At 55.3% G+C, this 24522-nt stretch carries 38 protein-coding genes and 1 pseudogene; 34 read left to right on the top strand and 5 right to left on the bottom strand.

Annotated elements, in window-relative coordinates:
• The 10 genes and pseudogenes from tuf (GOW92_RS15615) to GOW92_RS15565 all read left to right on the top strand — a co-directional run.
• Positions 1-1176: elongation factor Tu (tuf, locus tag GOW92_RS15615; RefSeq protein ID WP_010441214.1), on the top strand; the 1176-nt coding region annotated here is incomplete at its 5' end.
• Between the two features lie 124 nt (positions 1177-1300).
• Positions 1301-3127, top strand: coding sequence for an amidohydrolase (locus tag GOW92_RS15610; protein WP_170561486.1), 1827 nt, complete (start codon positions 1301-1303; stop codon positions 3125-3127).
• Positions 3128-3149: 22 nt separating this feature from the next.
• A pseudogene (tuf, locus tag GOW92_RS15605) lies at positions 3150-3296 on the top strand (elongation factor Tu); the annotation flags it as partial.
• 314 nt (positions 3297-3610) lie between these two features.
• On the top strand, positions 3611-3790 hold the full coding sequence (locus tag GOW92_RS15600) for a hypothetical protein (RefSeq protein WP_170561484.1): 180 nt from the start codon (positions 3611-3613) through the stop codon (positions 3788-3790).
• A 361-nt stretch (positions 3791-4151) separates the two neighbouring features.
• Positions 4152-4466, top strand: a complete 315-nt coding sequence (rpsJ, locus tag GOW92_RS15595) for a 30S ribosomal protein S10 (RefSeq protein ID WP_008756422.1) — start codon at positions 4152-4154, stop codon at positions 4464-4466.
• An 18-nt stretch (positions 4467-4484) separates the two neighbouring features.
• Positions 4485-5210 (top strand): 50S ribosomal protein L3, encoded by a 726-nt coding sequence (gene rplC / locus GOW92_RS15590; RefSeq protein WP_170561482.1) that lies wholly within the window; start codon positions 4485-4487, stop codon positions 5208-5210.
• Positions 5207-5824 (top strand): 50S ribosomal protein L4, encoded by a 618-nt coding sequence (gene rplD / locus GOW92_RS15585; protein ID WP_010437039.1) that lies wholly within the window; start codon positions 5207-5209, stop codon positions 5822-5824. The genes rplC and rplD overlap by 4 nt, the downstream gene beginning before the upstream one ends.
• Positions 5821-6117: a 50S ribosomal protein L23 gene (locus tag GOW92_RS15580; RefSeq protein ID WP_008757532.1), complete on the top strand. Its 297-nt coding sequence runs from the start codon at positions 5821-5823 to the stop codon at positions 6115-6117. Before rplD ends, GOW92_RS15580 begins: the two co-directional genes overlap by 4 nt.
• Before the next feature lie 367 nt (positions 6118-6484).
• A complete protein-coding gene (locus GOW92_RS15570; RefSeq protein ID WP_368040297.1) occupies positions 6485-6832 on the top strand; it encodes a hypothetical protein in 348 nt (115 codons plus the stop codon).
• A 271-nt stretch (positions 6833-7103) separates the two neighbouring features.
• Positions 7104-8138 (top strand): fatty acid desaturase, encoded by a 1035-nt coding sequence (locus GOW92_RS15565; protein WP_254453033.1) that lies wholly within the window; start codon positions 7104-7106, stop codon positions 8136-8138.
• A gap of 196 nt (positions 8139-8334) precedes the next feature.
• On the opposite strand, the gene GOW92_RS15560 is transcribed toward GOW92_RS15565, so the two are convergent.
• Complete coding sequence (locus tag GOW92_RS15560; RefSeq protein WP_254453032.1) at positions 8335-8730, bottom strand: MarR family winged helix-turn-helix transcriptional regulator; 396 nt, start codon at positions 8728-8730, stop codon at positions 8335-8337.
• A gap of 149 nt (positions 8731-8879) precedes the next feature.
• Here GOW92_RS15560 and GOW92_RS15555 point away from each other — a divergent pair, with 149 nt between their 5' ends.
• Complete coding sequence (locus tag GOW92_RS15555) at positions 8880-9461, top strand: YceI family protein (RefSeq protein ID WP_170561476.1); 582 nt, start codon at positions 8880-8882, stop codon at positions 9459-9461.
• 85 nt (positions 9462-9546) lie between these two features.
• Positions 9547-10179 (top strand): hypothetical protein, encoded by a 633-nt coding sequence (locus tag GOW92_RS15550; RefSeq protein ID WP_170561475.1) that lies wholly within the window; start codon positions 9547-9549, stop codon positions 10177-10179.
• A gap of 125 nt (positions 10180-10304) precedes the next feature.
• Here the strand turns inward: GOW92_RS15550 and GOW92_RS15545 are convergent, their stop codons facing one another.
• Positions 10305-11063 (bottom strand): HNH endonuclease, encoded by a 759-nt coding sequence (locus GOW92_RS15545; protein WP_217356551.1) that lies wholly within the window; start codon positions 11061-11063, stop codon positions 10305-10307.
• Between the two features lie 337 nt (positions 11064-11400).
• Between GOW92_RS15545 and rplB the strand changes: the two genes are divergently transcribed.
• The 5 genes from rplB to rplP are packed head-to-tail and all read left to right on the top strand — an operon-like array spanning position 11401 to position 14045.
• Positions 11401-12243 carry a 50S ribosomal protein L2 gene (rplB, locus tag GOW92_RS15540; RefSeq protein WP_170356688.1) on the top strand — a complete coding sequence of 281 codons (843 nt, stop codon included), beginning with the start codon at positions 11401-11403 and terminating at the stop codon, positions 12241-12243.
• 3 nt (positions 12244-12246) lie between these two features.
• The gene (gene rpsS, locus GOW92_RS15535; protein WP_005980699.1) at positions 12247-12525 is read left to right on the top strand and encodes a 30S ribosomal protein S19; all 279 of its coding nucleotides are present in this window, start codon (positions 12247-12249) and stop codon (positions 12523-12525) included.
• 3 nt (positions 12526-12528) lie between these two features.
• Positions 12529-12909 carry a 50S ribosomal protein L22 gene (rplV, locus tag GOW92_RS15530; protein ID WP_039538267.1) on the top strand — a complete coding sequence of 127 codons (381 nt, stop codon included), beginning with the start codon at positions 12529-12531 and terminating at the stop codon, positions 12907-12909.
• Positions 12909-13619, top strand: coding sequence for a 30S ribosomal protein S3 (rpsC, locus tag GOW92_RS15525; protein WP_008758042.1), 711 nt, complete (start codon positions 12909-12911; stop codon positions 13617-13619). Before rplV ends, rpsC begins: the two co-directional genes overlap by 1 nt.
• 12 nt (positions 13620-13631) lie before the next feature.
• Complete coding sequence (gene rplP, locus GOW92_RS15520) at positions 13632-14045, top strand: 50S ribosomal protein L16 (protein ID WP_058283513.1); 414 nt, start codon at positions 13632-13634, stop codon at positions 14043-14045.
• Between the two features lie 105 nt (positions 14046-14150).
• Here rplP and GOW92_RS15515 read toward each other — a convergent pair whose 3' ends face one another.
• On the bottom strand, positions 14151-14822 hold the full coding sequence (locus tag GOW92_RS15515; RefSeq protein ID WP_170561474.1) for a DUF1194 domain-containing protein: 672 nt from the start codon (positions 14820-14822) through the stop codon (positions 14151-14153).
• 326 nt (positions 14823-15148) lie between these two features.
• Here GOW92_RS15515 and GOW92_RS15510 point away from each other — a divergent pair, with 326 nt between their 5' ends.
• Positions 15149-15769: a 2OG-Fe(II) oxygenase family protein gene (locus tag GOW92_RS15510; RefSeq protein WP_170478256.1), complete on the top strand. Its 621-nt coding sequence runs from the start codon at positions 15149-15151 to the stop codon at positions 15767-15769.
• 43 nt (positions 15770-15812) lie between these two features.
• Here GOW92_RS15510 and GOW92_RS25185 read toward each other — a convergent pair whose 3' ends face one another.
• Complete coding sequence (locus GOW92_RS25185; RefSeq protein ID WP_170561473.1) at positions 15813-16193, bottom strand: thermonuclease family protein; 381 nt, start codon at positions 16191-16193, stop codon at positions 15813-15815.
• 491 nt (positions 16194-16684) lie between these two features.
• Between GOW92_RS25185 and rpmC the strand changes: the two genes are divergently transcribed.
• From rpmC to GOW92_RS15445, 12 genes are all read left to right on the top strand, one after another.
• Complete coding sequence (gene rpmC / locus GOW92_RS15500) at positions 16685-16891, top strand: 50S ribosomal protein L29 (protein WP_037311745.1); 207 nt, start codon at positions 16685-16687, stop codon at positions 16889-16891.
• A gap of 4 nt (positions 16892-16895) precedes the next feature.
• Positions 16896-17126, top strand: a complete 231-nt coding sequence (gene rpsQ, locus GOW92_RS15495; protein WP_039538279.1) for a 30S ribosomal protein S17 — start codon at positions 16896-16898, stop codon at positions 17124-17126.
• A 76-nt stretch (positions 17127-17202) separates the two neighbouring features.
• A complete protein-coding gene (rplN, locus tag GOW92_RS15490; protein WP_008757934.1) occupies positions 17203-17571 on the top strand; it encodes a 50S ribosomal protein L14 in 369 nt (122 codons plus the stop codon).
• Positions 17572-17573: 2 nt separating this feature from the next.
• Entirely contained in the window at positions 17574-17885 is a 312-nt protein-coding gene (gene rplX / locus GOW92_RS15485; protein ID WP_170419374.1) for a 50S ribosomal protein L24, read from the top strand.
• On the top strand, positions 17878-18438 hold the full coding sequence (gene rplE, locus GOW92_RS15480) for a 50S ribosomal protein L5 (RefSeq protein ID WP_170561472.1): 561 nt from the start codon (positions 17878-17880) through the stop codon (positions 18436-18438). Before rplX ends, rplE begins: the two co-directional genes overlap by 8 nt.
• A gap of 19 nt (positions 18439-18457) precedes the next feature.
• Positions 18458-18763 (top strand): 30S ribosomal protein S14, encoded by a 306-nt coding sequence (gene rpsN / locus GOW92_RS15475; RefSeq protein WP_010437098.1) that lies wholly within the window; start codon positions 18458-18460, stop codon positions 18761-18763.
• 13 nt (positions 18764-18776) lie between these two features.
• A complete protein-coding gene (gene rpsH / locus GOW92_RS15470) occupies positions 18777-19169 on the top strand; it encodes a 30S ribosomal protein S8 (RefSeq protein WP_010437099.1) in 393 nt (130 codons plus the stop codon).
• An 11-nt stretch (positions 19170-19180) separates the two neighbouring features.
• Positions 19181-19714 (top strand): 50S ribosomal protein L6, encoded by a 534-nt coding sequence (gene rplF, locus GOW92_RS15465; protein WP_010437101.1) that lies wholly within the window; start codon positions 19181-19183, stop codon positions 19712-19714.
• An 11-nt stretch (positions 19715-19725) separates the two neighbouring features.
• Entirely contained in the window at positions 19726-20085 is a 360-nt protein-coding gene (gene rplR, locus GOW92_RS15460; RefSeq protein WP_170356678.1) for a 50S ribosomal protein L18, read from the top strand.
• Between the two features lie 116 nt (positions 20086-20201).
• The gene (rpsE, locus tag GOW92_RS15455; RefSeq protein ID WP_170498070.1) at positions 20202-20771 is read left to right on the top strand and encodes a 30S ribosomal protein S5; all 570 of its coding nucleotides are present in this window, start codon (positions 20202-20204) and stop codon (positions 20769-20771) included.
• Positions 20772-20783: 12 nt separating this feature from the next.
• Complete coding sequence (gene rpmD / locus GOW92_RS15450) at positions 20784-20972, top strand: 50S ribosomal protein L30 (protein WP_008757946.1); 189 nt, start codon at positions 20784-20786, stop codon at positions 20970-20972.
• Positions 20973-21087: 115 nt separating this feature from the next.
• Positions 21088-21471 (top strand): hypothetical protein, encoded by a 384-nt coding sequence (locus GOW92_RS15445; RefSeq protein WP_170561471.1) that lies wholly within the window; start codon positions 21088-21090, stop codon positions 21469-21471.
• Positions 21472-21610: 139 nt separating this feature from the next.
• Here the strand turns inward: GOW92_RS15445 and GOW92_RS15440 are convergent, their stop codons facing one another.
• Positions 21611-21952, bottom strand: coding sequence for a MarR family winged helix-turn-helix transcriptional regulator (locus tag GOW92_RS15440; RefSeq protein WP_368040291.1), 342 nt, complete (start codon positions 21950-21952; stop codon positions 21611-21613).
• A gap of 167 nt (positions 21953-22119) precedes the next feature.
• On the opposite strand from GOW92_RS15440, the gene GOW92_RS15435 reads away from it, so the two are divergent.
• From GOW92_RS15435 to GOW92_RS15420, 4 genes are all read left to right on the top strand, one after another.
• The gene (locus tag GOW92_RS15435) at positions 22120-22488 is read left to right on the top strand and encodes an antibiotic biosynthesis monooxygenase family protein (RefSeq protein WP_170561469.1); all 369 of its coding nucleotides are present in this window, start codon (positions 22120-22122) and stop codon (positions 22486-22488) included.
• Between the two features lie 21 nt (positions 22489-22509).
• A complete protein-coding gene (locus GOW92_RS15430; protein ID WP_170561468.1) occupies positions 22510-22959 on the top strand; it encodes a hypothetical protein in 450 nt (149 codons plus the stop codon).
• A gap of 208 nt (positions 22960-23167) precedes the next feature.
• Positions 23168-23383, top strand: a complete 216-nt coding sequence (locus GOW92_RS15425; protein ID WP_170561467.1) for a DUF1127 domain-containing protein — start codon at positions 23168-23170, stop codon at positions 23381-23383.
• 179 nt (positions 23384-23562) lie between these two features.
• Positions 23563-24423 (top strand): hypothetical protein, encoded by an 861-nt coding sequence (locus GOW92_RS15420; protein ID WP_368040290.1) that lies wholly within the window; start codon positions 23563-23565, stop codon positions 24421-24423.
• The last annotated feature ends 99 nt before the right edge of the window (positions 24424-24522 follow it).

Here is a 24522-nt window from a genome sequence, read left to right as displayed (position 1 = left end):
ATGGCAAAGGAAAAGTTTGAGCGTAATAAGCCGCACGTTAACATCGGCACGATTGGCCACGTTGATCACGGCAAGACCACGCTGACCGCAGCAATCACCAAGTATTTCGGTGACTTCAAAGCGTATGACCAGATTGACGGCGCGCCTGAAGAAAAAGCACGTGGCATCACCATCTCGACCGCCCACGTGGAATACGAGACCGACAACCGCCACTACGCGCACGTCGACTGCCCCGGCCACGCCGACTACGTCAAGAACATGATCACCGGTGCCGCTCAGATGGACGGCGCGATCCTGGTTGTGAACGCAGCTGACGGCCCGATGCCGCAGACCCGCGAGCACATCCTGCTGGGCCGCCAGGTTGGCATCCCGAAGATGGTCGTGTTCATGAACAAAGTTGACCAGGTTGACGACGAAGAGCTGCTGGAACTGGTTGAGATGGAAGTTCGCGAACTGCTGTCCAGCTACGAATACCCCGGCGACGATATTCCGATCATCGCAGGTTCGGCTCTGGCCGCAATGGAAGGCAACAACCCTGAAATCGGCGAAGAGAAGATCAAAGAGCTGATGGCGGCTGTTGATGACTACATCGACACTCCTGAGCGTGAAGTTGACAAGCCGTTCCTGATGCCGGTCGAAGACGTGTTCTCGATCTCGGGTCGTGGTACAGTTGTTACAGGTCGTGTTGAGCGTGGCGTGATCAACGTTGGCGACGAGATTGAAATCGTCGGCATCCGTGACACTCAGAAAACCACCTGTACCGGTGTTGAAATGTTCCGCAAGCTGCTGGATCGCGGTGAAGCTGGCGACAACATCGGCGCCCTGCTGCGCGGCATCGACCGTGACGGCGTTGAGCGTGGCCAGGTTCTGTGTAAGCCAGGTTCGGTTACACCGCACACCAAGTTCGAAGCCGAAGCCTACATCCTGACCAAGGAAGAAGGCGGTCGTCACACTCCGTTCTTCGCGAACTACCGTCCGCAGTTCTACTTCCGTACAACTGACGTGACCGGCACCGTGACCCTGGCAGCTGGCACCGAGATGGTTATGCCTGGTGACAACGTTGGCTTCACCGTCGAGCTGATCGCCCCGATCGCGATGGAAGACGGTCTGCGTTTCGCGATCCGCGAAGGCGGCCGCACCGTGGGCGCCGGCGTCGTCTCGAAAATCATCGAGTAAGTCGCGCAAGCGAATATCCAAAGAAAGGGCGTCCCTCGGGACGCCCTTTTTCGTTTTTGCCTAAGCCAACAGTAATGCTAACTTCTTTCATATTGAGACATTGCTATTAGAAAGAGGTCAAAAGATGCACTTTTCAGCGCGTTCAGTTTGTCTTGTTGCAGCACTCACTTTCTCATCTACCTCAGCGTCCTCACAACAGATTGCGGATCGGATCTATTTGGGCGGGCCAATTGTAACGATGGACGAGACGGCTCCGTCAGCCGAAGCTGTTGCAGTCAAAGACGGGCGCATTCTTGCGGTTGGTCTGCTGTCTGACTTGTCGGCGCATCAGGGTGAAGAAACTGAAACCTATGATCTGGAAGGGCGCGCGATGCTTCCGGGGTTCGTTGATAGCCACGGGCATGTCGTCATGGGAGGTTTGCAGGCACTGTCAGCTAACCTTCTTGCGCCACCGGACGGAGATGTCATTGATATCGCCAGTCTGCAATCCACACTGACTGACTGGGCCGAAGAGAATGCGCAGGCCGTTGAACAGGTCCAAATGATCATCGGCTTCGGCTACGACAATGCTCAATTAAAGGAACTCCGTCACCCAACACGACAAGAGCTGGACATGGTGTCCGAGGACTTGCCCGTTGTCATTATTCATCAGTCCGGGCACCTAGGCGTGGCAAACTCGAAAGCGCTGGAGTTGGCAGGCATCACGGCTGCTTCGGAGGCCCCTCCGGGTGGGGTCATTCAACGCGATGAAGCCGGTGAACCAAATGGAGTTCTGGAAGAATACGCGTTCTTTTCGGTTCTCGTGCCGATGTTGGGGAATTTGGGTGAGGAAGGTCTCGCAGCATTTGCCCGAGCCGGGACCGAACTTTGGGCAAAGTTTGGATATACGACCGGACAAGAAGGCAGATCTTCAGGTGAAATCGTAGAAGTTCTTAAGAAAGTTGCCGCAGAAGAAGGGCTTCCTATCGACGTTGTAGCGTTTCCGGATGTTCTCGAGTCGAGGGAGTATATTGGAGCAAACACCTCGGCGGATTATGACAACCGGGTTCGGGTAGGGGGCTGCAAGCTGACAATTGATGGATCGCCGCAGGGCTTCACGGCTTTGCGGGATCGACCCTACTATGATCCGGTTGGAAACTATGCCGCGGGGTACGCAGGTTATGCCGCCATAACCATGGAACAACTCCAGGACGCCGTGAACTGGTGTTACGAGAATGATTTCCAGATCCTTGTGCATTCCAACGGCGAAGGAGCATCTGACATGCTGATTGCTGCGCTCGAAGAGGCGCAGATCAAGTATGGCGATCCTGGCAACCGCCCGGTTTTGGTTCACGGCCAGTTTCTGCGAGAGGATCAAGTTGCCAGTTTTAAGCGCCTTGGTGTGTTTCCGTCGCTATTCCCGATGCATACGTTCTATTGGGGCGATTGGCACCGAGATCATACTGTTGGGCCGGTCAATGCAGACAATATCTCACCCACAGGATGGTTGCGCGAACGTGACATGATGTTCGGCACGCATCACGATGCGCCGGTGGCCTTCCCAGATAGCATGCGTGTTCTTGCAGCTACGGTAACCCGCCGTACGCGCTCCGGTGATATCTTGGGACCGCATCAGCGGGTAGATGTCATGACCGCACTAAAGGCAATGACGATCTGGCCTGCATGGCAGCATTTTGAGGAAGATGAGAAGGGCTCGATTGAGGTCGGCAAAGTGGCGGATTTTGTGATCCTGTCGGATGATCCTACAGCAGTCGACCCAGAGACTTTGGCTGAACTTGAGGTGCTGGTGACCGTCAAGGGGGATGAAGTTATCTATGAAGCTGAGGAGGGCGTTAGAGAGGGCAGTTTGCAATTCTCCCCATTTTCAAATGACCCAGTGATTGCTCATCTTTTTCTGCACGCGATTTACCAAGGCATGAGGGTTGAAGACCCGTGGCTTGCTAGAAACTAGCCTATCGATTTTGGGAAACTGAGATAACACCGAGATGGTCATACCCGGCGACAACGTTGGCTTCACTGTTCAGCTGATCGCACCGATCGCGATGGAAGACGGCCTGCGTTTCGCCATCCGCGAAGGCGGCCGCACCGTCGTCGGCGTTGTGTCGAAGATCATCGAGTAAGTCGCGCGTGTCGCGACGGGTGGATGCCAGTTGCTCTGAAAGAGCAACGAGAGCACGCTCAGTTGAATTTATGAAGGCCGTCTCGCATGAGGCGGCCTTTGTGCTTTGAGGTAGACGAATCCCAGGCGGGCTTAAATGTGTTCGAACCGAGAAACCTCTTCGAAAGTTCGCCGTCGGTTAGGGGCAAAAAAAACTGGGTTGAGCTTTCTTAACCTAACGTCCACCTCACCCAAAGACAGGAAACCCACATGTGACCTGAAACAGAAAAGCGGGGCGTGCGTCGGGCGAACCGCTGACGTAAGCGGGAGGAAATCATGTTTGGTTTTGAATTCTTGAACTATGGAGCGCAAATCCTTCACAGCAAGGATCTGGATGACATGCGTGCCGCCATACTTAGTGACGACGACCAGGAAATCGACTGTGATATCAGTGATTTTTGCCGTGAGCGCAAGCGATTCAAAATCAGAGTTTCTGAGCAGCCCAACAGAACCTGAGGCGTTAACGCGCGCTCAAAACGACTGTCGTCAATCAGCGTAGTCTTCATCGCGTGGGGTGAAAACCTTCAAGCTCCATTTCGACTTTCTCTTACTGCGAAGTTGTGGCGCGCAGACTGTTTGCGATTTCCCGTTGTGCAGGTGGATCTCCAGACCGGTTTTTGGTAGCCGGATCGAGTGGGTCCTTAAGGCCGAGCAAAGCCAACAAACCCCTTGCCAAACCCCACCAACCCCACTAATACGCGCGAGTTCTCAGTAAGAACATCAAGGCGGGGTGATTCCCGCCTTTTGGGTTCGAAGAGGGTTGGCGATGCGCGTCTGTCCTCCTCTCAACCTCAACGCCTGATAAAAGGCTGTTAATATGCAAAGCCAAAACATCCGTATTCGGCTGAAGGCATTTGACTATCGCGTTCTGGATGCCAGCACGCAAGAGATCGTCAACACTGCCAAGCGGACCGGCGCGAACGTGCGCGGCCCGATCCCGCTGCCGAACAAGATTGAGAAGTTCACGGTTCTCCGTGGCCCTCACGTTGACAAGAAATCCCGCGACCAGTTCGAGATCCGTACGCACAAGCGTCTGCTCGACATCGTTGATCCGACCCCCCAGACCGTTGACGCGCTGATGAAGCTCGACCTCGCTGCTGGTGTGGACGTCGAGATCAAGCTGCAGTCGTAAGATCGGAGGGTATAGATTATGCGCTCTGGTATTATCGCAAAAAAAGTTGGCATGACCCGCCTGTTCATGGAAGACGGCAAGCAGATTCCTGTGACCGTTCTTCACCTGGATGGCCTGCAGGTCGTTGCGCAGCGTACCGCTGACAAAGACGGCTACACCGCCGTTCAGCTGGGCGCTGGTGCGGCCAAGGCAAAACGCACGTCGAAAGCCATGCGCGGTCACTATGCCGCTGCAAAGGTTGAGCCCAAGCGTAAGCTGGCCGAGTTCCGCGTCTCCGAAGATGGCCTGATCGATGTGGGCGCCGAGATTTCGGCAGAACACTTCCTGGAAGGTCAGAAAGTTGACGTTTCGGGTACCTCGATCGGTAAAGGCTTTGCCGGTGCAATGAAGCGCCACAACTTCGGTGGTCTTCGCGCCTCGCACGGTGTTTCGATCAGCCACCGTTCGCACGGTTCGACCGGTCAGTGTCAGGACCCGGGCAAGGTTTTCAAAGGCAAGAAGATGGCCGGTCACATGGGTGCTGCTCGTGTTACCACCCAGAACCTGGAAGTCGTCAAAACTGACGCCGACCGTGGTCTGGTCTTCATCAAAGGCGCCGTTCCCGGACCGAAGTCGGGCTGGGTCACCGTCAAGGACGCCGTCAAGAAGAAAGCACCGGAAGGCCTGCCTTTCCCGGCTGCTGTGAAATCGGCTGCAACCGAAGCACCTGCGGAAGAAGCTCCCGCGGAAGGTGGTGAAGCATGAAACTTGATGTAATCAAACTGGACGGCGGCAAAGCCGGCAACATCGAGCTGGATGCGGACCTGTTCGGCCTCGAGCCGCGCGCAGACATCCTGCACCGTGTGGTCCGTTGGCAGCGCAACAACGCGCAAGCCGGCACCCACAAGGTCAAAACCCGCTCGGAAACCAGCTATTCGACCAAGAAGATCTATCGCCAGAAGGGCACCGGTGGCGCACGCCATGGTGACCGTAACGCGCCGATCTTCCGTGGTGGTGGTATCTACAAAGGCCCCGTCGTGCGTTCGCACGGTCACGACCTGCCCAAAAAGTTCCGCAAGCTTGGCCTGCGCCACGCTCTGTCGGCAAAAGCCAAGGCAGGTGAACTGGTCGTAATCGAGAACGCCGAAGCCGAAGGCAAGACCGCCGCTCTGGCCAAACAGGTTGCAAACCTGGGCTGGAAACGCGCTCTGGTCATCGACGGCGCGACCGTGAACGAAGGGTTCCTGAAAGCGTCCAAGAACATCGAAGGTCTGGATATCCTGCCGTCGATGGGCGCAAACGTCTATGACATCCTCAAGCGTGACACTCTGGTGCTCACCAAAGCGGCTGTCGAAGCACTGGAGGCTCGTCTGAAATGAGCGCGAAGGCAGAACACTACGACGTGATCCGCAAGCCGATCATCACCGAAAAGTCGACCATGGCGTCCGAAAACGGCGCGGTTGTCTTTGAAGTGGCGATCGACAGCAACAAGCCGCAGATCAAAGAGGCCGTTGAGGCGCTGTTTGGTGTGAAGGTCAAAGCGGTGAACACCACTGTGACCAAGGGTAAAGTCAAGCGGTTCCGTGGCCAGCTGGGCCGCCGGAAAGACGTCAAAAAAGCATATGTAACCCTGGAAGAGGGTAACACCATCGACGTAAGCACCGGTCTCTGATCGAACCCGTCTTTGGAAAGAACAAAAGGCCTCCGCAATAGCGGGGGCCTTTTTTGTCGGGCGCGGCCTGTCCGGCCATGTCGAGCTTGGTCCGAACCTGTGCACAGTGACGTTCAGGCAGCGAGGCGGATGATATGCATGCTGAACGGCAGGTTCGCGACTTCGAGACAACCCGCGACGGTCAGGTTATCAAAAGCATCGACATCGGGTAGGGCGCGCTTTCTGCACGTATCCTGACCTATGGCGCGACGTAGCAGGACCTGCGTCTGCAGCCACGAACTGACGGTGCACGCTGATCGCTACACTCCTGTTGACGCGGACCTTATTCCAGCGGGCAAAACACTAGACGTCGCGGGCACGTCGCTGGATCTGTTGTCACCGAAACTCTTGGGCAACCGGGCTTATATCCAATTGCTGGCATTCCCAGCAGCGTATGCTCTGCCGCCCTGTGGCGGCGTTGAGCAGCTCGTCTTCGAGTCTTGCGATGAAGTTGGAAACGACCGAGCCAGATTTGCAGGTCTACTCAGGCGCGTCTTTGGATGAAGGTCCGCGAAGTGGTCTGGGCGGCCAGCCATACGGACCTTTTCCCGGCGTCGCGTTGGAACCACAAGTCTGGCCCGATTCAATCAATCAGCAAGGTTTCCCCAAGGCGGTATTGCGGAGTGGTGAAACCTATCGCCATTTTTCACGATATGTGTTCCAGAGCGAGGTTTGAGACCAAGCTGATCCGCTGCCAACTGGGTCACCTGGTAGACGTCAATAACGCAAATTTAACCAAGGTTGAGGGTTACACCATCAGCCAGAGCACCTATCTCTGATCGGGTCCGTAGATGGGTCATTATGAGGATCCCTGCAAAAGCTAAGGTTTTCCTGAGCAACGGCACTAAAGAAAATGAGCGTGAGGCCATCGCCTCTTCCAGAATTCGCTTGCTATGCCACGGCGGTAGGCTATGCGGTTTCTACAAACAAAAAGACATGGCAGGCGCATGACCACACCCAATCCTTTGACCCGGGGCAACCCAAATATGACCGCTGCGCGGGATTGGGTTACGACACTTGCCAAATACCGCGAGCCGAACGAGTGGCGCAGCTCCTTTGAGCTGGGCGTCAGCATTATCCCCTTCTTCATGCTATGGGCGCTGTCCTGGGTGTCGCTGTCGATCAGCTATTGGTTGGCTTTTGCAATTGCCGTTCTAAATGCGGCCTTCCTGCTGCGGCTGTTTGCGATCCAGCATGACTGCGGGCACGGGGCATTCTTCAAGAATCGGGCGGTCAGTGACTGGGTTGGTCGCGTGATCGGAGTGCTGACCCTGACGCCCTATGACGTCTGGCGCCGCACGCATTCCAACCATCACAACAGCTCGGGCAATTTGGATAAACGAGGGATGGGCGATATCCACACCCTGACAGTTGCCGAGTACCAATCCAAGACGCCCATGAACCGGTTCTGGTATCGCGTTTACCGCAACCCCATCACCTTGTTCGTCCTTGGCCCCGGTTATCTGTTCCTGTTCCAGAACCGCCTTCCGCTGGGTCTGACGGGCAGCGTCAGGTTCTGGGTTAGCGCGATGGGCACCAACGTCGCCATTTTGGCCGCACTTCTGGCGGTCTACTACTTTGGTGGGCTGATGCCGGTGCTGCTGATTTTCCTGCCCTCAACTCTGATTGCAGCAACCGCCGGAGTGTGGCTGTTCTATGTGCAGCATCAGTTCGAGGACACGCACTGGGATGCTGATGAGGACTGGCAGCTGCATGAGGCTGCCTTGTACGGAAGCTCGCATTATATCCTGCCGTCCGTGTTGCAGTGGTTTAGCGCCAATATTGGCATCCACCACGTACACCACCTGTACAGCCGCATTCCGTTCTATCGCCTGACCGAGGTGCTGCGCGATCATGATGAGCTGGCCAACAGTAACCAGATGACGATCCGAGAAAGCCTCGCCAACGCACGGCTACATCTGTGGGATGAGCAAAGCCGTCGTCTGTTGTCCTTCGCCGAGGCCCGCGCCCTTTACGAGTGAAGGTTCGGCTCTGCGGCCAGCTGGGCTGTTGGACAAACCACAAAAAGCATATGTGATTGTGGAAGAGGGGAACACCATCATCGTGTCCGTCGGTCTCTGATCCAGTCTGTCTTTGGTGAGCGACAAAGGCCGCCGCGATGGCGGTTTTTTGTGCCCCAATGTGCGGTGCTAGCCTTTGCAGGCTATCTGGAACCTTTCAGTCTGGACTAGCCTGATCCTGTTCCGCTTCGATGAATGCCTGCCATCCGTCGACCTTGCCAAAGGCGCGCAGTCTTTCGTGCAGCATAGGGCCATAGATGGACCACATGCGTTTTCGCAAGTCCCGGCCCTTTTCCGTAACTTTCAGAACTTTTCCACGTCTGTCACTATCAAATTCAACGAACTCCACCAGACCCTCTGCCGCGAGCCGCTTGCTCAAATGAGAGAGGTTCGACTGCTCGAATATGGTGTCCTGTGCCAGCTCATACGGACGCAACTGGCCGCCGTGCCGTTCGAGAGACCAAAGTAGATCGTACCATTTCAGCGGCGGAAGGCCTGCTTTTTTCAATGCCACGCCGATGTCAGACTGGATACGTCGGGTGGCCCGGTTCATTGCGACCCAGATTTCTGTCTCAAATTTTGTTGGCAGATCGTTCTTCACAACTTCGTGTTCCCCTTGTTTCTGATTGCGGTCTTGGTTCAATTTAATTAGATGAAAATTCATCTACATTCCAGCACCTTTCGGATAAAAGGAATATCACCATGACCTTAAAGTCTATGATTGCCGCCGCTGCTTTGACCGTTGCAGTGACACCTGCATTCGCGCAGACCTATAAGACCGATCAGGGACATACCGAAGTTCGGTTCGGTTGGAGCCACGCAGGTGTCTCGAACCAGCATGGCGAGTTTACTAAAGTAGACGGCACGTTGGATCTTAATGCCGACGATGTGGAAGCTTCGGCGTTGAGCGTGACGATTGACACCAACAGTTTGGCTTCGGGATTTGGCCCTCTGGATGACCACCTCAAATCCGCTGACTTCTTCGAGGTCGAAACCTATCCCGAGATCACCTTCGTCAGCACCGAAATCAAACGGACCGGCGATACGACGGCGGATGTGACCGGAGATCTGACCATCCATGGCGTGACCAAGCCCGTAACGCTGCAGGCCACGCTGACCCATCAGGGCGAGCATCCTTTGGGTGGCGCCATCGAGTATTATAAAGGCGATTGGGTTGCTTTCTCGGCGACCGGAGAGATTGATCACACAGAGTTTGGTGTCGGCCCGTTCTCGACCGGACCGATATCCATCATGATTGATACCGAGATGAAGGCGGACGGGTGAAATCTTAGCTGGGCCATTGGAAAGACGTCGATCCAGCATAGTTTACTGTGGAAGAGCGTAACTCAATCGACGTGAGGACAGGCCTTTGATCCGGCGCTTGCTGCAACTATTCACGGCCTCGGAGGTTCAACCCGCCGGGGCCGACTTCGTTTCTGACCCTGCAACTGCGCGTGTGCAGGTGCTGGAACAGATGCGGGCGTTCAGCGCCGAGCCGTATTTTCAGATCGCTGATGAACGGCTTGGACTGTTATCGGTGTTCGATGACCTGAAGTACGACCGGGCGGATGTGGACATGATCTCGCCGGCGATGCGCAAGCATGTGATCGGAAAGCTTGGGCCGCTTGGGTTTCGTCAGACCTCCGGCACAGTGTTGGAGCACGCAGAGGCCGATATGCGCGTGCACATCCCCAAATTCCACGCTCTCGGCGCGTCGCCCTTCGACATTGTGCGCTATACCGAGAAACGCCCGCAGGACTACTGTCTTCTGACGCCAACACAGGCGGCCTGTCAGTTCGTGGATCACTATGAGCTGGACGAGGCTGTGCAGCGGATCGAGGCGCTGATTGCGAAGCACCCGATCAATCTGCTCAAACTGGCGGATTATCTGGAAGGCAAACCCAAACATCGCGCTTTTCGCAAGGTGCTGGGCCATATCAAGCTCAAGCAGCGGATCGCGGTGGAGTCCGAGCCGCTCTGCCGTAGGAGGTCTTTGGGCTGAAGGTCCACCGTCGAAAAGACGTCAAAAAAGCAAATGTGAACCTGGAAGAAGGTAACTCGATCGACGTGAGCGCTCGCCTTTGGAAAGAGACAAAGGCCCCGCGAAAGCGGTTTTTTTGTTTGCCGCTATTCCGCGACCGCTGATCTAAACCTGTCTGCAAATTCCCCGAAATGAGCTTCTCGATGACAATTGGCGCAAAGAGCCATCGTGTTGCCGATAGTATCTTCCCCCCCTTCGGACAGAGGCGTCCGGTGATGCACTTCTAGGTATGGAGAACCGTCTTTTCGGTTGAACGGCGCAGGCTCATAACACTGATCACAAACCCCGTTTGCTTGGAATAAGCGTTCAGCAACTACATCAGCGTTGCGCTTATATATTGCAGTTCGAACCCAAACTTTCTGAGTTTTTCCACCTGCCTTCTTGAGCCTCTTTTGACGTTCCTCGGAGGAGTCTTGTTGCGCTTGAGAAATGCGCGCTTGGAAATTGGCTTGCAGTTTGTCAGTGGTGGGTGACAACTCACCGCTCTTATGTGCAGTCAGTTTGTCCGCATAGTCATCACATAGTCTTGTCAGGCTTGGCAACCTTCCACCCGTTGGGAGGGCCTTGTAGTACGAAATGTGAGCTCTTGTGGCAGCTAAAGCATTTCGCAGCCCGTTGGTGCCAAACTCATCCAAGATGCGATCAAAGTAGAGCTCGGTTACCAGCAAGCTCAGAGTTCGATGATATACTTTGCCCTTTAGCATTTGGCCAAAATTGCGCACCATATCACTCGCTGAAGCGTTGTTTACACCATATTCCGAAACGAGAATTCTCCGGGCTTCAGCTTCAGAGATTTCACCATTTTCTATTCGCATAGCCTGCAGATATGCGGCTTCGGCTTCCATTAGTCCGATTTGGTTGGACAATACTATTTCCTTTTCTTGCGGCTTAGCTGACGGGTTTTAGTACAAATTCCTTGGACGAGTAGTCTGTGAATACTAGCGAATTTGCTAGACCAGAATATTTGGGTGTAATGGAAGTTCTTTTAAGAGTATGATCCGTCCCCTATAGACACCCACCCCCAACACTGCTAAACGCACCCAATCTTACGGCCTCGGATTCGTTCCGGGGCCTCTGATATTTGTAACCGGGGACCTTCGGGGCCCTATACCCTTGGCACCTACGGGGGCCTATCACATAGCGGGGAAACTCCCTGTACTTGCTAAACGGAAGACAGAAAGCATGGCACTCAAGTCGTACAAGCCGACGACGCCGGGCCAGCGCGGGCTGGTGCTGATCGACCGTTCGGAGCTTTGGAAAGGACGTCCGGTCAAGTCTCTCACAGAGGGTTTGACCAAATCGGGCGGCCGGAACAACACCGGACGGATCACTTCACGCCGCCGCGGCGGTGGCGCAAAGCGTCTCTACCGGATCGTTGACTTCAAACGGAATAAATTTGATGTCGCGGCAACCGTCGAACGGATCGAATATGACCCGAACCGGACCGCATTCATCGCACTGGTAAAATACGAAGACGGCGAGCAGGCATATATCCTGGCTCCGCAGCGCCTGGCTGTTGGTGACAAAGTCATCGCGTCGGCAAAAGCTGACATCAAGCCGGGCAACGCAATGCCGTTCTCGGGCATGCCTATCGGTACCATCGTACACAACATCGAGATGAAGCCTGGTAAAGGCGGTCAGATCGCACGTGCGGCCGGCACTTACGCTCAGTTCGTTGGTCGTGATGGCGGCTACGCTCAGATCCGTCTGAGCTCGGGCGAGCTGCGCATGGTCCGTCAGGAATGCATGGCCACCGTTGGTGCCGTGTCCAACCCCGACAACTCGAACCAAAACCTCGGTAAAGCCGGTCGTATGCGCCACAAGGGCGTTCGTCCGTCGGTTCGTGGTGTTGCAATGAACCCGATCGATCACCCGCACGGTGGTGGTGAAGGTCGTACCTCGGGTGGCCGTACTCCGGTTACACCGTGGGGTAAGGACACCAAGGGTAAGCGTACCCGCAACAAGAACAAAGCGTCCCAGAAGCTGATCATCCGCTCGCGGCACGCCAAGAAGAAGGGACGTTAATCTATGTCTCGCTCTGTTTGGAAGGGTCCTTTCGTCGATGCTTACGTGCTGAAAAAAGCCGAAGCAGCGCGCGAGTCGGGCCGCAACGAAGTCATCAAAATCTGGTCGCGTCGTTCCACCATTCTGCCCCAGTTCGTGGGTCTGACCTTTGGTGTTTACAACGGCCAGAAGCACATTCCCGTCAACGTCTCGGAAGACATGATCGGTCAGAAGTTTGGTGAATACTCGCCAACTCGTACCTATTACGGTCACGCCGCTGACAAAAAAGCGAAGCGGAAGTAAGTCATGGGCAAGGAAAAGAACCCCCGCCGCGTGGCTGAAAACGAAGCAATGGCGAAAACGCGCATGCTCCGTACCAGCCCGCAGAAACTGAACCTGGTTGCGCAAATGATCCGCGGCAAGAAAGTTGAGAAGGCTCTGACCGACCTGACTTTCTCGAACAAGCGTGTCGCGCAGGACGTCAAGAAGTGCCTGCAGTCCGCAATCGCGAATGCCGAAAACAACCACAACCTGGACGTTGACGAGCTGATCGTCGCCGAAGCATGGGTTGGCAAGAACCTGGTCATGAAGCGCGGTCGCCCGCGTGCCCGTGGCCGTTTCGGCAAGATCATGAAGCCGTTCTCGGAGATCACCATCAAGGTGCGTCAAGTTGAGGAGCAAGCCTAATGGGTCATAAAGTAAATCCGATCGGCATGCGCCTGCAGGTCAACCGCACCTGGGACAGCCGCTGGTACGCCGACACCAAGGACTACGGTGATCTTCTGCTGGAAGACCTCAAAATCCGTGAGTTCATCAACAAAGAGTGCAAGCAGGCCGGTGTTGCCCGTGTGATCATCGAACGTCCGCACAAGAAGTGCCGCGTTACGATCCACACTGCACGTCCCGGTGTCATCATCGGCAAGAAAGGTGCAGACATCGAAGTTCTGCGCAAAAAGCTTGCTCGCATGACCGACAGCGAATTGCACCTGAACATCGTCGAAGTGCGCAAGCCCGAGCTTGACGCGCAGCTGGTTGCCGAGTCCATCGCTCAGCAGCTGGAACGTCGTGTTTCGTTCCGTCGCGCAATGAAGCGCTCGGTTCAGAACGCCATGCGTATGGGCGCCCTGGGTATCCGGGTGAACGTCGCTGGTCGTCTGGGCGGCGCAGAAATCGCACGGACCGAGTGGTACCGCGAAGGCCGCGTGCCTCTGCACACCCTGCGTGCCGACATCGATTACGCACATGCCGAAGCGATGACCCCCTACGGGATCATCGGGATCAAGGTCTGGATCTTCAAAGGTGAGATCATGGAGCACGATCCGCAGGCACGTGACCGTAAAGCACAGGAACTCCAGGACGGCCCTGCACCTCGTGGTGCTGGTGGCGGTCGTCGCTAAGGAGGGAAAGATATGCTTCAACCAAAGCGTACTAAATTCCGCAAGATGCACAAAGGCCGGATCAAGGGTCTCGCCAAAGGCGGCTCTGATCTGAACTTTGGCACCTACGGCCTGAAAGCTCTTGAGCCTGAGCGTGTAACTGCACGCCAGATCGAAGCTGCACGTCGTGCCATGACGCGTCACATGAAGCGTCAGGGTCGTGTCTGGATCCGCATCTTCCCCGACACTCCGGTCACTGCAAAGCCGATCGAAGTTCGTATGGGTAAAGGTAAGGGTTCGGTCGACCGCTGGGCATGCAAAGTTAAGCCTGGCCGCGTGATGTTCGAGATCGACGGCGTCAATGACGACATCGCCCGCGAGGCCCTGCGCCTTGCTGCGATGAAGCTGCCGATCAAGACTCGCGTCGTGGTTCGCGAAGACTGGTAAGCGATTGGGGGAAACCCCGTTCGTGACAAGAATGACCCCCGTCGGGAAACCGGCGGGGGTTTTCTTGTTGGCGATCATCAGGCTTCAGGCGCGCCACCGCGTGCTTCAGTCGAGACGCGACAAATTCGGGGTAAGCTCTCGTAGTAATTTCCGCTTCATTGCTTGGTCGTAGTCATCATAGCTATGCGTTACTTCCACAAAAGACAGAGGCCCACGGACAACTTCGGACAGGTAGTAAACCACCGGATCAGGGCGGGCCCCGGCGACGACCAAACCATTTATGGTGATCCCCCGCGTGGCAATCGTGTCCGAGATCGGTTTGGCCTCGGGCCCGGCGTTCGAGATCCCGTCGCCTGACACATCAATCACCTGACGGCGACAGGGATTTTCAAGCTGATGAAACATAAGATCGGCATGAAGTAGGGCCTCGGAAACAGATGTTTCAGCCATCCAGAAACCACGATTGATCGTGATCAAATCTTCGACAAATTCGATGACGCTTTCCCGGTTGGACAGTCGACGCCAGGCGATGGGCTGGCGCTGCTGACCAGAGCCACCCCACTGCGTTACGGTGACCTGCATGCCGCCGGGCATCCAGGAAATCAAGCGAATGATATCGTCATCCAGAAACGCATGGCCGATGCCATTTCGCATCAGAACATATTCGAACTTGTCGACCGAGCGCGATACGTCGAGCGCAACAACCAGCGCAACTTCACACGCACGGGACCCCAGCGGCACCAGCGTGGTAAAAAGTGATAGAACCAAAGCTTTCACAGGAAAAACGCTAGCAGTGGCCGCTGTGATCGGCAATTCAATTCATCGAGACCGGTTTCGGTCGCGCCGGTATGGCGAAGAGCAAACAGAAGCCATTCACCTCATATTTGGCCAGGTTGAAAGGGTCCCGATTTATTTGGACGGCCTCCTCGGGATCATGGCCCAGAAGGCCAAGTAGCACATCGGGTTCGTCACGTTCGCAATCCTGTGCCTGACGATCGCAAACCACTAGACTAGGCTGCACTTCTTCTGAATCACACCCGACCACGCGATTTTCTAAGTCGGCTAGTCTCGCCCTCCTGTCCCGGCTGAGCTATAGCCGGGGCATGGCACAGATTGAATCGCTCTTCGTTACCCGTCTTTATCGCGCAGCTTTGTCTGAGTTCGATCCCAAGATCGACCCGGAGGAATTGGAAAGCTCCTGTCTTGTCATCGCCGAGGATGATGAGGCCGGGCAGGAATGGTGCGAGGAAAACGGCTATCCCGGCTACACTAGCTATGCTTCACTGACCGATCTGCCATGGCGGTTCCCGATCTTCGCCGACCTTGTCACGGCGCTGGACCAGCACGTCGCGGCCTTTGCTAAAGATCTGGAGTTTGATCTGGGGGAGGGTGAGCTGAAGCTGGAGGACCTGTGGATCAACATCCTGCCCGAAGGCGGCATGCACTCCAGCCACTTGCACCCGCACAGCGTAATCTCGGGCACAACCTATGTGGCGATGCCCGAAGGGGCGAGCGCGCTGAAACTGGAAGACCCTCGCTCGGGCCGTATGATGGCTGCACCAACGCGTCTAAAGGGCGGGCGACGGGACTTGCAGCCGTTCATCTATATGAAGCCTCAGGTCGGCGATGTCCTGTTGTGGGAAAGCTGGCTGCGCCATGAGGTGCCGATGAACATGGCCGAGGACGAGCGGATTTCGGTGAGTTTTAATTACAAATGGGAGTGACGCGAAGGCGTCATATTTATCGGTCCGCAGCACGTCATTTTGCTTACTTTCTAAAGGCGACAACCGTAGTTTCCCGGCGAAACGAAATCGACGCATGGCCATATGCCCCATTGCGTAGTCTTTTTCGTGCTCCGACCGGTTCAAGGTGCCGATACCTCCCGTTCGAAAAGAATGGCAGATCTAGGGCTAGCCCTCTTTTTACAAGTTCAGCGCCTATGTCTTGTCCGTTTGGAAGATACCCAATACCAACAAGCCGATCATAGGAAGTCTCTCCGTTCAGCTTGATTGTAATCTCTTGGCCTTTGCAGATTTCAACCATCGCCCATTTAGCCTTTTGGCCCCAAGGCATGTTCAATTCGGGCGCGTCAATACCGGCAAGACGAATTTTTGACTTGCGGACAACAATTGTGTCGCCGTCGATCACGTAAGCGCGCCCTTTGAGGACGCGATTTGCGGGGACTGACGGTGGCGATTTCCGCCAATCGGCGCGAACATTTCTTGAGGGCGCCGAAATGCGTGCTTCACCTCTCCGACTGTGGGTACGTCGTGGTGTTCTCGAAACGCCAATCACTAGAAGTGCCGCGAAACCAACAAGGATAACTACTTCCATTGTTTTCACCCGTTTTAAATCTAACCGGAGCAAAATATTCAGAAATGGCGATCTGTCTTTTGAGTTTCGGTCAAATTCGTTCGGCGGTAAGACAATATGTTACTTGTTCAGGTTTGGCGCGGCTTGGTCTTGTCACTGATAAGCTGTGAAACTTCCTCTTGCCACCCACCCTCCAAACCCTTATACGGCGGCATCCTGCGATCTCCCGGCGTTGTCGGGCGATTCGTATGTCTATCATTCATCCACCAGGTCCAAGGTGACCCTGTCAGGGGGCCTTCTGGTGTTTTGAGCAAAGGAAAAAGGCGATGAACGCCCAAGAACTGCGTGACAAGACCCCGGACCAGCTCCGCGAGGAACTGGCTAACCTGAAGAAAGAAAGCTTTAACCTGCGCTTTCAACAGGCAACCGGTCAGCTGGAAAGCACCGCTGGCATCAAAGCGGCCCGCCGCAACGCTGCCCGCGTCAAAACCATTCTGAACGAAAAGGCCGCTGCTGCGGCATCCGAGGAGTAATCAGATGCCCAAGCGTATCCTGTCCGGAATCGTAACCAGCGACGCCAACGAGCAGACCGTGACCGTTTCGGTTGAACGCCGCTTCAAGCACCCGCTGCTGCACAAAACCGTTCGTAAGTCCAAGAAGTACCGGGCTCACGACGAAAAGAACGCCTTCAAGGTCGGTGACACCGTACGCATCATCGAATGCGCACCGAAATCGAAGACGAAACGTTGGGAAGTTCTGGAAGCGTAAGTTTCCGGGATTTTCCCATTTGTCGAAACCCTGGGGGATCTAACGAGACCAGCCCCCACAGGTCGGGAGAAACCACATGATCCAGATGCAGACCAATCTGGATGTCGCTGACAACTCCGGCGCTCGCCGAGTTCAGTGCATCAAGGTCCTGGGTGGTTCCAAGCGTAAATACGCCTCCGTCGGCGACATCATTGTCGTCTCGGTGAAGGAAGCCATCCCACGCGGCCGCGTAAAGAAAGGTGACGTCCGCAAGGCCGTCGTCGTGCGCACCGCCAAGGAAGTCCGTCGCGAAGACGGCACCGCGATCCGTTTCGATCGCAACGCCGCCGTCATCCTGAACAACAACAACGAGCCCGTAGGTACCCGTATCTTTGGCCCCGTTGTTCGTGAACTGCGCGGCAAGAACTTCATGAAAATCATCTCGCTGGCTCCGGAGGTGCTGTAATCATGGCTGCTAAACTCCGCAAAGGCGACAAGGTCGTCGTGCTGGCCGGCAAGGACAAGGGCAAAGAGGGTACTATCACCTCGGTTGACCCGAAAGCCGGTAAAGCTGTTGTCGATGGTATCAACATCGCCATCCGTCACACCCGCCAGACCCAGAACAGTCAGGGCGGCCGTTTGCCTCAGGCAAACCCGGTTGAACTGTCGAACCTGGCTCTGCTGGACAAAAACGGTAAAGCAACCCGCGTTGGCTTCCGCATGGAAGGTGACAAGAAAGTGCGCTTCGCCAAGACCACGGGGGACGTGATCGATGCTTGATAACGCAACCTACACCCCGCGTCTGAAAGCTCAGTACGCTGAAACCATCCGTGCCGCTCTGAAAGAAGAGTTCGGCTACAAGAACGACATGCAGCTGCCCAAGCTGGACAAAATCGTTCTGAACATCGGTTGTGGTGCCGAAGCGGTCAAAGATTCGAAGAAAGCAAAAGCTGCTGTCGAGGATCTGACTGCGATTGCCGGTCAAAAGGCCGTCGCAACAAAGGCGAAAAAGTCGATCGCGGGTTTCCGCGTCCGTGAAGACATGCCGCTGGGTGCGAAAGTAACCCTGCGCGGTGACCGGATGTACGAATTCCTGGATCGTCTGATCACCATCGCGATGCCGCGTGTTCGTGACTTCCGCGGTGTGAAGCCGTCTTTCGATGGTCAGGGCAACTTTGCCATGGGCATGAAAGAGCACATCGTGTTCCCGGAAATCGATTTCGACAAAGTCGACGAAGTCTGGGGTATGGACATCGTAATTGCCACCACAGCGAAAACCGACGCTGAAGCAAAGGCACTGTTGAAAGCTTTCAACATGCCGTTCAACGCGTAAGCGCCGGGAGGATTGAGACATGGCTAAAAAAGCAATGATCGAACGCGAGAAGAAGCGCGAACGCCTGGTGGCCAAATATGCCGCAAAGCGTGCCGAGCTGAAAGAAATCGCGAATGACGAGAGCAAGCCGATGGAAGAGCGTTTCAAAGCGCGTCTGAAACTGGCGAAACTGCCGCGCAACAGCTCGGCTACCCGTCTGCACAACCGCTGTCAGCTGACCGGTCGTCCCCACGCTTACTACCGTAAGCTGAAGGTCAGCCGTATCGCGCTGCGCGAGCTGGGTTCTGCTGGTCAGATCCCCGGCATGGTGAAATCGAGCTGGTAAGGGAGACATAGATATGAACGATCCTATCGGCGATATGCTCACCCGTATCCGCAACGCGCAAATGCGCGGCAAGTCCACCGTTTCCACCCCGGCTTCCAAGCTGCGCGGCTGGGTTCTGGACGTGCTGGCGGACGAAGGTTACATCCGTGGCTACGAAGCGACGACCGGTGAAAACGGTCATCCGGCCATCGAAATCAGCCTGAAATACTACGAAGGCACCCCTGTTATTCGCGAACTGAAGCGGGTCTCGAAGCCCGGCCGCCGCGTATACATGGGCGTCAATGACATCCCGCAGGTCCGTCAGGGTCTGGGTGTGTCGATTGTCAGCACTCCGAAAGGTGTGATGTCGGACGCAAACGCTCGCTCCAACAATGTTGGTGGCGAAGTGCTCTGCACCGTCTTCTAAGGAGGTCTGCAATGTCTCGTATTGGTAAAAAACCGGTCGAGCTGCCCAGCGGCGTTTCCGCCTCTGTGTCGGGTCAGACCATCGAAGTCAAAGGTCCGAAAGGCACCCGCAGCTTCACCGCGACTGATGACGTAACGCTGTCGGTCGAAGACAACGTTGTGCAGATCAACCCTCGTGGGATGTCCAAGCGCGCGCGCCAGCAGTGGGGCATGAGCCGCACTATGGTTGCCAATCTGGTTGAAGGCGTCACCAACGGCTTCAAAAAAGAGCTGGAGATCCAGGGTGTTGGTTACCGGGCTCAGATGCAGGGCAACACCCTGAAGCTGAACCTGGGCTACAGCCACGATGTTGATTTCACTGCTCCGGAAGGTGTCACCATCACCGCGCCGAAGCAAACCGAGATCGTTGTGGAAGGTATCGACCAGCAGCAGGTGGGCGAAGTCGCGGCCAAAATCCGCGAATGGCGCCGTCCCGAGCCGTACAAAGGCAAGGGCATCCGCTATAAGGGCGAGTTCATCTTCCGCAAGGAAGGCAAGAAGAAGTAAGGACGCAAACAATGGCAAACAGCAAAAGAACCCTGTTTCTGAAGCGCCGCCTGCGCGTTCGGAACAAACTTCGCAAAGTCAACGCGGGCCGTGTACGCCTGTCGGTTCACCGTTCGAACAAGAACATCAGCGTTCAGCTGATCGACGACGTTCGTGGCGTGACCCTGGCTGCAGCCTCGACCCTGGAAAAAGATCTGGGTGTTGTTGGCAAAAACAACGTCGAAGCGGCCACCAAAGTGGGCGCGGCCATCGCCGAGCGTGCCAAGAAGGCAGGCGTCGAAGAGGCCTATTTCGATCGTGGTGGCTTCCTGTTCCACGGCAAGGTGAAGGCAGTTGCCGACGCCGCGCGTGAAGGTGGTCTGAAGATCTAAGACTTGCGGGCGGGTTTCGATCCGCCCCGATGATCCGGGGGCCTCGGCACTAGTCGGGGCTCACTTGGATTGAACAAACGGCGCCGAGAGCGCCTCTAGAGAAAAGGGATGCCAAGATGGCAGAACGTGAAAACCGTCGGGGCCGTGGCCGCGACCGTGACGAAGCACCGGAATTTGCAGATCGCCTGGTTGCAATCAACCGTGTGTCGAAAACCGTAAAAGGTGGTAAGCGCTTTGGCTTCGCCGCTCTGGTGGTTGTCGGCGATCAGAAAGGCCGCGTCGGCTTTGGTAAAGGTAAAGCGAAAGAAGTACCTGAAGCCATCCGTAAGGCGACCGAACAAGCCAAGCGTCAGATGATCCGCGTGCAACTGCGCGAAGGTCGTACCCTGCACCACGATATCGAAGGCCGTCACGGCGCTGGTAAAGTGGTTATGCGTACCGCACCTGAAGGTACTGGTATCATCGCCGGTGGTCCGATGCGTGCCGTGTTCGAAATGCTGGGCGTAAAGGACGTTGTGTCCAAGTCGCTGGGCTCGCAGAACCCGTACAACATGATCCGTGCCACCATCAACGGCCTGCAGAAAGAGCAGAGCCCGCGTTCGGTTGCACAGCGTCGTGGCAAAAAGGTTGCCGACATCCTGCCCAAGCGGGAAGAAGCACCAGCTGCTGCTGAAGCAGAAGCATAAGGAGAGCGACCCATGGCAAAAACCATCGTCGTCAAGCAAATCGGTTCCCCGATCCGTCGCCCCGCTGAACAGCGCGCCACCTTGATCGGTCTGGGCCTGAACAAGATGCACAAAACCCGTGAACTGGAAGACACTCCTTCGGTCCGCGGCATGGTCAACAAGATCCCGCATCTGGTTGAGATCATCGAAGAACGCGGCTAATCGCGAAAGCTTCGAGAAAATTGGAAACGCCTCTGACCTCGGTCGGGGGCGTTTTTTCTTGTTTTTAGGTATTGCTAGGATACCGTTGAGGTCTGTTTTTTTAGAGTGAGTTAAAATGAAGCTATTCCTATCCGCGCTATGCGCGACATTAATCGGTGTAGGTGCACATGCCGCATGCCCGACCAAAGCCCCCAAAGCAAGCAAGTCCCAATTCTCGGCTGGAGATCAAAAGGTGAATGCGGCGTGGCTGCAAAAGAACCTTGCCGGTAGTAAAGTAGTATATCCCGGAAATGAGGTTGAAACCTATTCTTCAGACGGATCGTACTCTTACAAAGCCAACGGCCAGACCTGGACCGCTAACGATTACAGATTTTATGACAACGGAATGCGTTGCATCGGATACAGCAACCCAAGGTTCGACCTGTACGTGGTAAACAACGGACAATTGGTTCTGGTGAACACCCAAAAGCAGCGATACGTCGGCCAGATACGCAAATAGACATTTCGAAGTTGAGAGGCGCGGTGAAACAACGGGTCTCGCGCGTCAGAGTGTGCTCTCATGCAATTGAAGGGTGCAGCAGATCTTGTCGGGGATTTGCTGACTGCACGTATTAGTATTCTAGCGGCTTTGGGTCGTCCTAATCTGAACGCATACTGTTTATTACCAGGCGCATAGAATTGATGAATTGCGTGCGCTCAGATTCGTTCAGAACCTGCAGGGCCTCGGTATTCACTTTCTGGGCGGACTCATAAGCGCCTTCCCGAAGCGCCCTGGCCCTTTCAGTCAACCAAATCAACTGAGCTCTGGCATCTGCGGGGTTCTTTGTTCTTTTTATCAACCCGTCACGCTCCATACGGTTAAGCGTGTTAGCCAGTGTCGCTTGCTCGACGTCAATTTTGCCCAGCAGGTCTTTTTGCGTCACGCCGTCTTTAAGCCAAAGCTCCAGCAAAATCGGGAACTGGCCGACAACGATGCCCAAGGGTGCAATTTGGTGCTGCAACTCTCTCGCAAACAAACGCGCCATGTGATTGATCAGATATCCGGCCGAGTCATCTTTTTTGAAATCCATAACCCGGAATATCACTTGAATAGCATGCTATGCAATAATATATAGCAAGCTATTCAAAAGAATCGAAAGGAACCAAAATGGCTAGAATTGAAGAGTTGGACAAGGTCGTTACCTTGGCAGATCAAATGCAGGCCGATGAAGGCCCGGTGGTTTTGATCAACCTGTTTACGGTGGACGCGAACGACGAAGATGCGCTGCTGAAGGCCTGGTCGCACGATGCAGACTTTATGAAGTCTCAGAAGGGGTACATTTCGACCCAGCTCCATCAGGGCATCGCCGGAAGCTCAACTTTTGTCAATTACGCGATCTGGCAGGACGTCAAGAGCTTCCGCGCGGCATTCACCCATCCAGAGTTCCAGCGTCGGATTGCAGACTACCCGGCAAGCGCTGTGGCCCGCCCGCATCTTCTAAAAAAGCTGACAGTCGAAAACCACTGCGTCGCCTAATGCCAAAATCGGAGCAGCCACATGTTAAGAGCAATCCACCCTATTGCCGGAGTTGTCGGCTTTCTTACTATTCTCGTGTTCTGGACTTCCACGTTGTACAGCGAGTTGTTTGCGACCCATGCGACTGTTGCAGCCGTGAAGTCGACGATCGTTAGCGGGCTCTTTGTCCTTGTGCCTGCGATGGTGATTGTGGGTGCGTCTGGAATGGCTTTAGGGCGTCGCCGCAAGGATGCGCCGGCGCTGGCCAAGAAGAAACGGATGCCATTCATTGCAATAAATGGTCTGTTGATCCTAGTTCCCGCCGCCATCTACCTCAGCTCAAAAGCAAACTCAGGGGACTTTGATGCTAGTTTCTATGTTGTCCAGGTTTTCGAACTGCTCGCGGGTGCTACCAACCTGACACTGATGGGGCTGAGTATCCGCGACGGTCGGGCGATGACCGCCCGCAAGCGGAATGCGCGAAAGAAATAATAACAGCGATTGACGGCAACAATCGTATGACTCGAGGCGGTTCATTGCATTTCAAAGCATATGCTCTCAGCCATTCCCCGGTTGCATATCGGCTAGACCGAAACTTCGGTTGTTAGCGTTATCGCCTGCACCTATCTCAGCCCTGTCCAAACAAGGAACACAAACAGTTACAGGGGAATTCGCCCCGGTCAGAGAAAGGAAGTAAACCATGGCTCACACAGCAACATATTCCCGCGAAGGTTTTGGCCTGAGCGCCCGCATCGCAAACTTTTTCGAGCGCGTCAAAGAGGCCAACGCCTTGCGCGTGCAGTACAATCAGACTTACTCGGAACTGCAGGGTCTGTCAGATCGTGAATTAAATGATATCGGCGTACGCCGTTGCGATATCAAGGACATAGCTCGGGATCACGTTTACTGTTCGTGAACGTATCGATGACCTAAACAAGAGACGCCTTAGGGCGTCTCTTTTGATTCTGGCGTGCGCTTGGCACAGTGATCGGGAATTTTGACCCGAAACGTTGCAGCGAAACTGGAAATCGGCCAAACACGCGACAGGGCACCCATCGGTGCCACAACCAAGAACAAAACGAAGGGCCAGATCCGGTGAAAGAGTATCAGGTTGGCATGCTTTGGATTGAAGGCCCTCTCAGCTTTCTCGAGCAGTTGTGCATCAAGTCGTTTTTGGACGTCGGACAGCATGTGCGCCTCTATACTTACGGTCCGGTCACAAACATTCCGGAAGGTGTCGAAGTGTGCGACGCGCGCGAAGTACTGCCGGATGAAGAGGTGATCCTGCACAAACGCACAGGCAGTCCCGCGCTGCATTCTGACAAGTTTCGCGTGCAAATGCTGGCGAAAGTGCCGGACATCATTTGGGCCGATACCGACGCGTATTGTGTCAAGCCATTTACAACTGAAAATGGTCACTTGCATGGTTGGCTAGCTGCGCATGAAATCAACGGTGGCGTGTTGGCTTTGCCGCGTGACAGCGCGACGCTGTATGACTTGATCGACTACACCAATCACCCGTATCGCATTCCGCATTGGCTGTCGCCCAAACAACGCCGGCCGCTTATTGACATGGCATTGAACGGCGATGCGCCGCACGCAAGCGATATGCCGTGGGGCATTTGGGGACCGCGCGCCTTGACCTGGCTCTTGCGACAAAACAAAGAAGATCGGTTTTCCCGGCCGCAAGAGGTTTTATACCCTGTAACGTTCAGGGATCGGCGGGCAATGGTACGGTCCAACGGAAATGCCGAGAGGTTCCTGACCGAGAACACCATGTCGATCCACTTTTACGGCCGCCGTATGCGTTCATTCATCCACAATCGGTTCAATGGCATTCCGCATCCCGAAAGCATGGTTGGCCGGTTGGTCGAAAAGCATGGTATCGACCCACATGCAGCGCCCTTGCGGGTAAAAGCCACATCAGACGACCGCATCGATGCACCCGACGAATGACATGTAGGGGCTGCGGGCTTGCCAACTTGCCCCAACAGTCCTATACGCCTGCGGTGGCTTTGCGCCATACGAATCAAAACCAAGAAATGCCGTGTCTGA

The sequence above is a fragment of the Ruegeria atlantica genome (assembly GCF_013032505.1).
GTDB lineage: Bacteria > Pseudomonadota > Alphaproteobacteria > Rhodobacterales > Rhodobacteraceae > Ruegeria > Ruegeria atlantica_F.
Note: the sequence above shows the minus strand (reverse complement) of the source record. Positions and strands in the feature narration are given on the sequence as shown.